This is a genomic window from Streptomyces sp. NPDC006283, assembly GCF_040613325.1.
Classification (GTDB): Bacteria; Actinomycetota; Actinomycetes; order Streptomycetales; family Streptomycetaceae; genus Streptomyces.
On sequence record NZ_JBEXRZ010000066.1, the window covers coordinates 24,612 to 35,469 of the forward strand.

The window sequence follows — 10,858 nt, forward strand, 5'->3', positions numbered from 1 at the left end:
GGAGAACTACCGCCTCCCGGCCCCCGGTCGCATGGCATCAGCCACTGAGGGCCGTTGCCCCAGCGTCAGCCGGCCAGCTCGTTGATGTTGCCCTGGTAACCGATCTTCCCGCCCTTGACCTGGTACAGGTAGACGTCGGTGCCCTTGAACTCACCGTTCTCACCGAAGGAGAAGGTCTTCGTCAGACCCTTGTACGAAGCCTTCGCCAGCGCATCGCGCAGAGCCTCGCGCTCGACGTCGGCGCCGGCCTTCTTGACCTCGGCGATGATCATGTTGGTGATGTCGTACGCCTCGGCGGAGTACGTACCGGGGGCCCGGCCGAACTCCTTCTGGTACTCCTCGGCGAACTTCTTCGTACCCGCCTCGACGGTGGCGTCGGTGCAGGGGCAGGTGAGGAACCAGTTCTCGGATGCGTCACCGGCGAGCTCGACGAACTTCATGTCGTTCGAGCCGTCGCCCGAGATGCCCGCGCCCTTGTAGCCGGCGTCCTTCAGCTTCTTCGCGAACGGCGCCAGGTCCTGGTAGTACCCGGCGTAGATCAGCGCGTCGGCCTTGGAGTTGACGACGTCCTTCGCGGTCGCGGAGTAGTCCGGCGTCTTCTGCGGCACGGACTTCTTGACGACCGTGATGCCGGCGTCCTTCAGACCCTTCTCGGCGACAGTCGCCAGGCCCACGCCGTAGTCGGTCTTGTCGTCGATCAGGTAGACCTTCTTGGCCTTCAGCTTCTTGGCGTAGTAGGTCGCCATGCCGGCGCCCTGCATGTTGTCGTTGGGGACACCGCGCAGGAAGCTGGTGAAGCCGTTCTCCTTGTCCGTCAGCAGCGGGTTGGTCGCCGACGGGGAGACCGTCACCAGACCCGACTCCGCGTACAGCGGGGAGGACGTGTTGGTCGGGCCGGAGAAGGCCGGGCCGACCACTGCGGCGACGCTCTCGTCGTCGATGATCTTCTGCGCGGCGGCCGTGGCCTTGTCCGGCAGACCCTGGTCGTCACCGGCGACGTACTCGAGCTTGAAGTCGAGGTCGCCCTTGGCGTTGGCCTGGTCGATGGCCAGCTTGACGCCGTTCTGCATGTTCTCGCCCAGGGCGACGTTGTCGCCGGAGAGCGGGCCCTGGAAGGCGATCTTCACGGCGCCGTCGCCGCCACCCGAATCACTGCCGCACCCGGTCAATGCCAGGGCACCCACAGCCAGCGGTATGGCGAGCTTGACGATGGTCTTGTTCAGCACTACGAACCCCTTGGAGCCGCCCGAACGATTCTGTCTGCGGGAGAAGTTGGCATCCCCGCGCAGGACACCGCTTGTCCGTGCGGTGTGCGGGGAATGTAATCGGGCGTTCGGGCATGCGGATAGGTGACCGAACGATGTGTGATCGCCCTGTGACCTGAGTCATGCGCCGGAAACAGAACACTCCTTACCGGCGACCGGACATGTCAGCAGCGATCCACAGCTTCCCGACAACTCGCACATGATCTTCACGGCCATGCTCGCATCCCCGCACACACCGCCGCTGAACAGGGAAGTTCCCAGCCACGCGAGCGACCGGAACTGTCCGGATCACGACCCCGTCGAACCTGCCCGGCACCCCAGAACCGCGTCCGCCGTCTCACCCCGCGGCCCACCGTGTCGTGTTCGCGTCACCCTAGGGCGCGGCCGTCACTTCCGGAAGCAGCGGGAACCACCTTCACAACATCCCCCGGAACATCACGGGACCCCCGGCCACCATGTGACCGGGGGTCCCGTCCGACATGCACCGCGGGCTACTGCCCCTTCGCGGCCTTCTTCTCCTCGGCATCCTCGATGACCGCCTCGGCGACCTGCTGCATCGACAGCCGACGGTCCATCGACGTCTTCTGGATCCACCGGAACGCCGCAGGCTCCGTCAGCCCGTACTGCGTCTGCAGAATGCTCTTCGCGCGATCCACCAGCTTGCGCGTCTCCAGCCGCTGCGAGAGATCCGCGACCTCCTGCTCCAGCGCCTTCAGCTCGGTGAACCGGGACACCGCCATCTCGATGGCCGGCACGACGTCGCTCTTGCTGAACGGCTTCACCAGATACGCCATCGCCCCGGCGTCCCGCGCCCGCTCGACGAGATCCCGCTGCGAGAAGGCCGTCAGCATCAGAACCGGCGCGATGGACTCCTCCGCGATCTTCTCGGCCGCGGAGATCCCGTCGAGCACGGGCATCTTCACATCCAGGATCACGAGGTCCGGCCGGTGCTCCCGAGCAAGCTCGACGGCCCGCTGCCCGTCCCCCGCCTCACCGACGACGGAGTAGCCCTCTTCCTCGAGCATCTCTCTGAGGTCGAGCCGGATGAGGGCCTCGTCCTCGGCGATGACGACGCGGGTCGTCAGCGGCGGAACGTGCGACTTGTCGTCGTCATCGGAGATGGGCTGGGGCGACTCGGGGGCGGTCACGGGACTCCTTGTTCCAATACGGGGTGCTCACCCTGAGCCTACCCAGCTGCGGTAAGGTAGTGCGCAGCCGATCAAGGACAACCTTCGATTTCGCAAGCCCCGGTAGCCCAATTGGCAGCAGGCAATGGATTCAAAACCCATACAGTGTCGGTTCGAGTCCGACCCGGGGCACTTCTCCTTGGATTCCAAGGTCATTCCCAGGATCACGCGCTTCACGTGATCAGGTGATTGCACCGCAAAGCACCTCCGCGAGGTTCCGCCCGCAACATGCTCGAGAGCATGTACGACGTGGATACGCGCAAACGAGTCCTCGCACTCGTCGAGCAAGGTCGCAGCCTCAACTCCGTCAGCAACGAAACCGGGATATCCCGCGCCGCAATTCGCTCATGGCAGAGGCGCCTTGACCCGCAGCACAGTACGACGTGTCCACGCTGCTGCCGTGTTCCTGGGCTCCCGGAGGACCGCCCGAGTTACGCATACCTACTCGGCCTCTACCTCGGAGACGGCTGTATCAGCTCCCTTCGTCGGGGCGTGTACTTCCTGAGGATCGCCTGTGCCGATGCCTGGCCGGGCCTCATCGACGCCTGCGCCGAGGCTGTCCAAGCAGCCCGTCCGCACAACAAGGTGTTCCGCGTACGAAGCCAGGGCTGCCAGTATGTGACCGCACACAGCAAGCACTGGCCCTGCCTCTTCCCTCAACACGGCCCGGTAGAAAGCACGAGCGCAAGATCGCCCTCGAGCCCTGGCAGCAGGAGATCGTCGACGCCCACCCATGGGACTTCGTGCGCGGTCTGATCCACTCCGACGGCTGCCGTATCACCAACTGGACCACCCGCATCGTCGGTGGCGAGCGCAAGCGCTACGAGTACCCGCGGTACTTCTTCACCAACGTCTCGGACGACATCCGGCAGCTGTACACCGACACTCTCGACACGCTCGGCGTCGAGTGGAAACACTGCACCCGCAACGGCAATCCCTACAACATCTCCGTCGCCCGACGCGCGTCCGTCGCTCTCATGGACGCGCACGTCGGGCCGAAGTACTGAGCGTCATCCGCTACTTCAGGCTCTCGCCGATGTGATGGACGCGGACGAGGTTCGTCGAGCCCGCGACGCCCGGTGGGGAGCCGGCGGTGATCACCACGATGTCGCCCCTCGCGCAGCGGCCGATGCGCAGCAGTTCCTCGTCGACCTGGGCCACCATCGCGTCGGTGGACTCGACGTGGGGGCCGAGGAAGGTTTCGACTCCCCAGGTGAGGTTGAGCTGGGAACGCGTGGCCGGGTCGGGGGTGAAGGCCAGGAGGGGGATCGGTGAGCGGTAGCGGGACAGTCGCCTGACGGTGTCGCCGGACTGGGTGAAGGCGACGAGGAACTTGGCGCCGAGGAAGTCGCCGATCTCCGCGGCGGCTCGGGCGACGGCGCCGCCCTGGGTGCGGGGCTTGTTGCGGTCGGTCAACGGGGGCAGCCCCTTGGCGAGGACGTCCTCCTCGGCCGCGATGACGATGCGGGCCATCGTGCGGACGGTTTCGACGGGGTATTTGCCGACGCTGGTTTCGCCGGAGAGCATCACCGCGTCGGCGCCGTCGAGGACGGCGTTGGCGACGTCGGAGGCCTCGGCGCGGGTGGGGCGGCTGTTGTCGATCATCGAGTCGAGCATCTGGGTGGCGACGATGACCGGCTTGGCATTGCGCTTGGCGAGTTTGATGGCGCGCTTTTGGACGATCGGCACCTGCTCGAGGGGCATTTCGACGCCGAGGTCGCCGCGCGCGACCATGATTCCGTCGAATGCGGCGACGATGTCGTCGATGTTCTCGACCGCCTGCGGCTTTTCCACCTTGGCGATGACGGGGAGGCGTCGGCCTTCCTCGTCCATGACGCGGTGGACGTCTTCGATGTCGCGGCCGCTTCGTACGAAGGAGAGGGCGATGATGTCGGCGCCGATGCCGAGGGCCCAGCGGAGGTCTTCGACGTCCTTTTCGGAGAGGGCGGGGACGGAGACGGCGACGCCGGGGAGGTTGAGCCCTTTGTGGTCGGAGACCATGCCGCCTTCGACGACTTTGGTGTGGACGCGGGGGCCGTCGATCTCGGTGACTTCCAGGGCGACCTTGCCGTCGTCCACGAGGATGCGCTCGCCGCGGGTGACGTCGGACGTCAGTCCCTGGTAGGTGGTGCCGCAGGTGTGCCGGTCGCCTTCGACGTCCTCGACGGTGATGGTGAACGTGTCGCCGCGTTCAAGGAGTACGGGTCCTTCGCGGAATCGGCCGAGGCGGATCTTCGGGCCTTGAAGGTCGGCGAGGATGCCTACGCTTCGGCCGGTTTCGTCGGAGGCCTTGCGTACGTGCTGGTATCGCTCCTCGTGGTCGGCGTAGGTGCCGTGGCTGAGGTTGAAGCGGGCGATGTCCATTCCGGCTTCGACCAGTGCCTTGATCTGGTCGTATGTGTCGGTGGCGGGGCCCAGGGTGCAGACGATTTTCGCTCGGCGCATGATTCGAGCCTAGAGCTTACTGATGGGTAGAGAATTGGTCGTGCATGACTACTCAACAACCTTTGCATGAAGGGCTCTTGACAAGTGTTGAATTGTGCGCGGGCGTGCTCTGATGAGCATATGGGCGCGCGGGGTCACAGCTGCGGCGGTGTCATGGTGAAGCGCGCATTCACCTGGGCGTAGACCGTCTGGCGCTGAGGTTCGAGGTCGAGGGCGGGGGCGGCCTCCGTCTGGGCCGCTCCGGCGAACGCGGCCATCCGCATGCCTCCGGGGGCCGCGGGCCCGCCGTAGGGGGCCGCGTTCTCCGCGCCGAGGTCGGCCAGTTCCACCAGGGCGGCGAGCCGGCCGCCGATGGCTTCTGCGTACTCCCGGGCACGCTGCACGGCTTCGCGTACCGCTTGGCGGCGGGCTTCGCCGTGGGCGGGTGAGTCGGGGCGAAGGGACCACCAGGGGCCGTCGACGCGGGTGAGTTCGAGGTCGGCGAGGCGGGTGGTGGCTTCGCCGAGGGCGGTGAAGTCGTTCAGTACGGCGGTGATGTGGACGCGGCCGTGGTAGGCCCTGACGCGCTCGCCCCGGCCGTGCCGGCCGAGTTCGGGGCTGATGGAGAACGCGCCGGTCTCCAGCTTCTCGACGGCGTCGCCGTAGGCCTTGACGAGCTCGATCACGGTGCCGTTTCGCCGGGTGAGGTCTTCGAGCGCGCTGCGCCGGTCGGTGCCGCGGGCGCTGACGGTGATGCCGATGCGGGCGATTTCGGGGTCGAATTCGAGGCGGGCCTCTCCGCGCACGGCGACGCGGGGCGCCTGGGGGGTGCCGTAGGGCGTGGCGGGCATGGGTACGTCGGTCGTCACGGCTGCTCTCCCTGTCGCGGCGGCGGGGCCTGTCCCGTGGATGGTCCGGGTCGGAACGGCCCTTGTGATGACACTCTCCCATCCGGGCCGGACGACGGCTGGTCATCGGATCGAAACCCTTGGGGGGTGTTGCGGGGTGGTGCTCCTGGGTCAGAATCTACGCGCGTTGTGCACCGGGGCGCACCGGTGTGCGCCTGGATCGAGGGAGAAGAGATGCCGCTCAACCGTAGGACGTTCCTTGGGCGTTCGGCCGCCGCCGGGGCCGGTGTGGCAGTGGCCGGGAGTGCCGCCGTGCCCGCGTCGGCCGCGACCGGGGGCGGGGGCGCGGGTCGTGGACGTCGGCGGAAGCGGTACTCGTTCACCGTTCTGGGCACGACCGATCTGCACGGAAACGTCTTCAACTGGGACTACTTCACGGACAAGGAGTTCGACGACAAGGCGCACAACGACGTGGGCCTGGCGAAGATCTCGACCTTGGTGAATCAGGTCCGTGAGGAGAAGGGCCGGCGCAACACGCTGCTGATAGACGCCGGTGACACCATCCAGGGCACTCAGTTGTCGTACTACTACGCCAAGGTCGATCCGATCACCGCCGAGCGCGGTCCGGTGCATCCGATGGCGCAGGCGATGAACGCCATCGGATACGACGCCGCGGCGCTGGGCAACCACGAGTTCAACTACGGCATTCCGGTGCTGCGGAAGTTCGAGGAGCAGTGCCGCTTCCCGCTGCTGGGCGCGAACGCGCTGGACGCGAAGACGCTGCGCCCGGCGTTCGCGCCGTACAGCATGCACCGGCTGTGCACCCCGCACGGCCGGGATGTGAAGGTCGCGGTCCTCGGTCTGACGAATCCGGGGATCGCCATCTGGGACAAGCAGAACGTCAGCGGGAAGATGGTGTTCCCGGGGCTGGAGGAGCAGGCGGCGAAGTGGGTTCCGAGGCTTCGCTCGATGGGCGCCGACGTGGTGATCGTCTCCGCGCACTCGGGCTCCAGCGGCACCTCTTCGTACGGTGACCAGCTCCCCTACGTCGAGAACGCGGCCGGCCTGGTCGCGGAGCAGGTGCCGGGTATCGACGCGATTCTGGTGGGCCATGCGCACACGGAGATTGCGGAGTATTTCGTCACCAACAAGGAGACCGGCAACCAGGTGGTGCTGTCCGAGCCGCTGAAGTGGGGTCAGCGGCTGACGCTGTTCGACTTCGATCTGGTGTGGGAGAAGGGGCGCTGGACGGTCGAGAAGGTCGGCGCGCAGGTGTTGAACTCCAACACGGTCGCGGAGGACCCGCGGATCACCGGGCTGCTGGGCGACGAGCACAAGAAGGTCGTCGCCTACGTCAATCAGGTCATCGGCACGTCGACCGCCGCCATGTCCACGGCCGCCGCGCCCTGGAAGGACGAGCCGATCATCGATCTGATCAATCACGTCCAGGCGGAGACGGTCAGGGCGGCGCTGGCCGGGGGCGAGCACGCGGCGCTGCCGGTGCTGTCGCAGGCGTCGTGCTTCTCCCGTACGGCGTCGATTCCGGCCGGCGAGGTGACGATCAAGGACGCGGCGGGTCTCTACCCGTTCGAGAACACCCTTGAGGCGCGGCTGGTGACGGGTGCTCAGTTGAAGGAGTATCTGGAGTTCTCGGCGCGGTACTACGTGCAGACACCGGCCGGCGCTCCTGTCGACACGTCGAAGCTGACGAACGCAGACGGTACGCCGGACTACAACTACGACGCGGTCCATGGCCTGACGTACGACATCGACATCGCGAAGGCGGCCGGTTCGAGGATCGCGAACCTGTCGTTCGAGGGCGCGCCGATCGACCCTGCGGCACGGTTCGTGCTTGCGGTCAACAACTACCGGGCGAGCGGCGGCGGCAACTTCCCGCATGTGGCCGCGGCCCAGCAGTTGTGGGCGAACTCGGAGGAGATCCGGAACACGATCATCGGGTGGGTGCAGGCCAAGGGCACGGTCGACCCGGCGGAGTTCGCGTCGGTGGGCTGGAAGCTGACGCGTGACGGGGTGCCTGTCTTCTAGTGGGGAGGCTCAGCACTCCAGTGGGGTGAGCGCGGGCGCCTGGCCGGGAATGCCGGGCGCTTCGCGTCGTTCGAGACCGAAGCTGGTGAACGCGGTGCGGCGGGGCAGCGGGTAGGGCTCTTTGCCTGTGAGGGTGTTGAGAATGCTGGCGCTGCGCCAGGCGGCGAGGCCGAGATCGGGTGCGCCGACGCCGTGGGTGTGCCGTTCGGCGTTCTGCACGTAGAGGGATCCGGTCACGGCCGGGTCGAGCTTCAGCCGGAACTCGCCGTCGACGACGGGGCGTCCGGTGGAGTCGCGGCGCATGTACGGGTCGAGTCCGGCGAGGAGCTGGTCGAGCGGCCGCTCTCGGTAGCCGGTGGCGAGGACGACGGCGTCGGTGGTGAGGCGGGAGCGGCTGCCCTGCTGGGTGTGCTCGAGGTGCAGCTCGACCTTGGTGGTGGCGACCCGGCCGGCGGTGCGGACGGTGACGCCGGGGGTGAGGACGGTGTCGGGCCAGCCGCCGTGCATGCTGCGGCGGTAGAGCTCGTCGTGGATGGCGGCGATGGTGTCGGCGTCGATGCCTTTGTGGAGCTGCCACTGTCGGGGCACGAGGTCGTTGCGGACCTTCTCGGGCAGGTGGTGGAAGTAGCGGGTGTAGTCGGGTGTGAAGTGCTCCAGGCCGAGTTTGGAGTACTCCATGGGGGCGAAGGCCTCCGTCCGGGCGAGCCAGTGCAGTTTCTCCGCTCCCGTCGGCCGGGAGCGCAGCAGGTCGAGGAAGACCTCGGCGCCGGACTGCCCCGAGCCGATGACGGTGACGTGCTCGGCGGCCAGTAGCCGTGCCCGGTGTTCGAGGTAGTGGGCGGAGTGGATGACGGGCACGGCGGGCGCCTCGGCGAGTGGGCGGAGCGGCTCCGGTACGTACGGCTCGGTGCCGACGCCGAGTGCGATGTTGCGGGTGTAGGCGCGGCCGAGCGCTTCGGCCTCGCCGTCCGGGTCGAGTTGGGTGAAGTCGACCTCGAACAGGTCGCGTTCCGCGCTCCAGCGGACGGCGTCGACCTGGTGGCCGAAGTGCAGGCCGGGCAGGTTGTCGCCGACCCAGCGGCAGTAGGCGTCGTATTCGGCTCGCTGGATGTGGAATCGCTCCGCGAAGTAGAACGGGAACAGCCGGTCGCGGGAGCGCAGATAGCTGAGGAACGACCAGGGGCTGGTGGGATCGGCGAGGGTGACGAGGTCGGCGAGGAACGGCACTTGGAGTGTGGAGCCCTCGATGAGGAGTCCGGGGTGCCAGCGGAAGACCGGCTGCTGCTCGAAGAAGGTGGCCGCCAGTCCGCCGGGGACACCGTGGGCGAGGGCGGCGAGGGACAGGTTGAACGGGCCGATGCCGATGCCCACGAGGTCGTGCGGCTGGTCGAGCTGTTCGGTCGGTGGCGTGCCGGTCATCGGGGTGTGCTGCCTTCCACGAGTTCGGTCAGGGCTTCGAGGGCGTCGGAGGTGATGTGGGGGTTGAGCAGGGTTGCCTTGAGCCAGAGCCGGCTGTCGGCGCGGGCGCGGCCGAGAACGGCGCGGCCCCGGGTGAGCAGGTTGCGCCGGATTTCGGCGACCTCTTCGTCGGTGGCTCCGACGGGCCGGAACAGCACGGTGGTGAGCGTGGGCCGCTCGTACAGCTCGAGCCGGGGGTGCTTGTCGACAAGGTCGGCGAGGTCGGCGGCGGCGGCACAGGCGCGGTCGACGAGGGCTCCGAGTCCGGTGCGGCCGAGTGCCCTGAGGGTGACGGCGATCTTGAGGATGTCGGGGCGCCGGGTGGTGCGGAGGGAGCGCCCGAGGAGGTCGGGCAGTCCGGCGTCGGTGTCGTCGTCGGCGTTGAGGTATTCGGCGGTGTGGGCCAGGGGCGCGAGATGTGCCGCCTCTGGCACGGCGAGCAGTCCTGCCGCAACGGGCTGCCAGCCCAGCTTGTGCAGGTCGAGCGTGACGGAGTGGGCCCGCTCCAGGCCGGCGAGGAGGTGGCGCCGCTCGGCGCTGAACAGGAGCGGGCCGCCGTAGGAGGCGTCGACGTGCAGTTCGGCGCGGTGGCGGTCCGCGAGGCCGGCGAGCTCGGGGAGCGGGTCGATACGCCCGGTGTCGGTGGTGCCGGCGGTGGCGACGACGAGGAGCGGACGACCGTGGAGTTCGGTGAGTGTGCCGTCGAGGGAGGCGGGGCCGCGGACCGTGACGGGCTGGGGCAGGCCGAGGAGCCAGGCGGCACGGCGCACCGAGTGGTGGGCGGTGTCGGCGCAGACCACTTGAAGCGCCGGTCCGTGCCGCTCGCGGGCGAGCAGCAGGGCGAGCTGGTTGGATTCGGTGCCGCCGGTGGTGACGAGGGCGTCGGGGGCGGTTGCCTGGGGGTAGACGTCGGCGGCCAGTACGCGCGTGACGTGCGCTTCGAGCGCGGAGGCGGCGGGGGCCTGGTCCCAGGAGTCCATGGACGGGTTGAGTGCGGAGGCCGCGAGGTCGGCGGCGACCGCGAGCGCGAGCGGCGGGGTGTGGAGGTGGGCCGCGCACAGGGGGTCGGCGGGGTCGGCGGCACCGTGGGCGACGGCGCGGACGAGGGTGCGCAGGGCGGTTTCCGCGCCGTCGCCGGTCTCGGGCAGTACCTCGCCCACGGCCTGCCGTACCCGCTGGTGGACAGCCTGTGGCCCCCCGGCCGGCACGGGCCCGCCACGCGCCGCCGCCCCCTCCGCGAGCGCGTCGAGCACGACGGCGAGCAGGGGGCGCAGCGCGTCGGGGCCGGTGGTTCCTCCCGCGAGGGGCGGGGTGTGCGGCATGGGCGGGTCCTTCGGCGAGACGCGGGGTGTCACTCCACGGTGGCGAGGGGGCCGGTGGGGTGCCCGCAGATCTCAACGATCGGAACCCGAAAGTGGTATTGGGATGGAGGGGGCCGGGGCGGGTGGGCTCGGGCTGCTATGGGAATCCGGGGCAGGCCCCGGACGCCGTACCGCGCTTCGCACGTCGTCAGTCTCCCGTTACGGCCCGGCGGCTGTGCGGGTAGGGGGAGTTCCCCCGGACGGGCCGACGTTAGCAGCAGCCATTCTTTTCGACGAGATCGCCCGCCAGGAGGGCAAGCTGACGCTGG

General features: G+C 68.3%; 7 protein-coding genes, 1 tRNA gene and 1 pseudogene. 3 read left to right on the forward strand and 6 right to left on the reverse strand.

Annotated features, from left to right (window positions below; all coding sequences use genetic code 11):
* Window positions 1-65: 65 nt before the first annotated feature.
* Together ABZ070_RS16320 and ABZ070_RS16325 are read right to left on the reverse strand one after the other, a co-directional pair.
* A complete protein-coding gene (locus tag ABZ070_RS16320; protein WP_356634238.1) occupies window positions 66-1,226 on the reverse strand; it encodes a branched-chain amino acid ABC transporter substrate-binding protein in 1,161 nt (386 codons plus the stop codon).
* Window positions 1,227-1,756: 530 nt separating this feature from the next.
* Window positions 1,757-2,413: a response regulator gene (locus ABZ070_RS16325; protein ID WP_356634240.1), complete on the reverse strand. Its 657-nt coding sequence runs from the start codon at window positions 2,411-2,413 to the stop codon at window positions 1,757-1,759.
* A 96-nt stretch (window positions 2,414-2,509) separates the two neighbouring features.
* On the opposite strand from ABZ070_RS16325, the gene ABZ070_RS16330 reads away from it, so the two are divergent.
* Together ABZ070_RS16330 and ABZ070_RS16335 are read left to right on the forward strand one after the other, a co-directional pair.
* Window positions 2,510-2,584 (forward strand) — tRNA-Leu (locus ABZ070_RS16330).
* Between the two features lie 108 nt (window positions 2,585-2,692).
* Window positions 2,693-3,459, forward strand: a pseudogene (locus tag ABZ070_RS16335) (helix-turn-helix domain-containing protein).
* Between the two features lie 10 nt (window positions 3,460-3,469).
* Here the strand turns inward: ABZ070_RS16335 and pyk are convergent.
* Together pyk and ABZ070_RS16345 are read right to left on the reverse strand one after the other, a co-directional pair.
* Window positions 3,470-4,897, reverse strand: coding sequence for a pyruvate kinase (gene pyk / locus ABZ070_RS16340; RefSeq protein ID WP_356634242.1), 1,428 nt, complete (start codon window positions 4,895-4,897; stop codon window positions 3,470-3,472).
* Window positions 4,898-5,031: 134 nt separating this feature from the next.
* Window positions 5,032-5,727 carry an SIMPL domain-containing protein gene (locus tag ABZ070_RS16345; RefSeq protein WP_356634252.1) on the reverse strand — a complete coding sequence of 232 codons (696 nt, stop codon included), beginning with the start codon at window positions 5,725-5,727 and terminating at the stop codon, window positions 5,032-5,034.
* 231 nt (window positions 5,728-5,958) lie between these two features.
* Here ABZ070_RS16345 and ABZ070_RS16350 point away from each other — a divergent pair, with 231 nt between their 5' ends.
* Complete coding sequence (locus ABZ070_RS16350) at window positions 5,959-7,770, forward strand: 5'-nucleotidase C-terminal domain-containing protein (protein WP_356634244.1); 1,812 nt, start codon at window positions 5,959-5,961, stop codon at window positions 7,768-7,770.
* Window positions 7,771-7,779: 9 nt separating this feature from the next.
* On the opposite strand, the gene ABZ070_RS16355 is transcribed toward ABZ070_RS16350, so the two are convergent.
* Both ABZ070_RS16355 and ABZ070_RS16360 read right to left on the reverse strand, forming a co-directional pair.
* The gene (locus ABZ070_RS16355; protein WP_356634246.1) at window positions 7,780-9,189 is read right to left on the reverse strand and encodes a SidA/IucD/PvdA family monooxygenase; all 1,410 of its coding nucleotides are present in this window, start codon (window positions 9,187-9,189) and stop codon (window positions 7,780-7,782) included.
* Window positions 9,186-10,550: an aminotransferase class V-fold PLP-dependent enzyme gene (locus ABZ070_RS16360; RefSeq protein ID WP_356634248.1), complete on the reverse strand. Its 1,365-nt coding sequence runs from the start codon at window positions 10,548-10,550 to the stop codon at window positions 9,186-9,188. Before ABZ070_RS16360 ends, ABZ070_RS16355 begins: the two co-directional genes overlap by 4 nt.
* Window positions 10,551-10,858 lie beyond the last annotated feature (308 nt).

What these genes read in the sequence shown, in the direction of transcription:
- pyk (WP_356634242.1), bottom strand. Translation starts at nt 4,897, where the DNA reads ATGCGCCGAGCGAAAATCGTCTGCACCCTGGGCCCCGCCACCGACACA.
- ABZ070_RS16345 (WP_356634252.1), bottom strand. Translation starts at nt 5,727, where the DNA reads ATGCCCGCCACGCCCTACGGCACCCCCCAGGCGCCCCGCGTCGCCGTG.
- ABZ070_RS16350 (WP_356634244.1), top strand. Translation starts at nt 5,959, where the DNA reads ATGCCGCTCAACCGTAGGACGTTCCTTGGGCGTTCGGCCGCCGCCGGG.
- ABZ070_RS16355 (WP_356634246.1), bottom strand. Translation starts at nt 9,189, where the DNA reads ATGACCGGCACGCCACCGACCGAACAGCTCGACCAGCCGCACGACCTC.
- ABZ070_RS16360 (WP_356634248.1), bottom strand. Translation starts at nt 10,550, where the DNA reads ATGCCGCACACCCCGCCCCTCGCGGGAGGAACCACCGGCCCCGACGCG.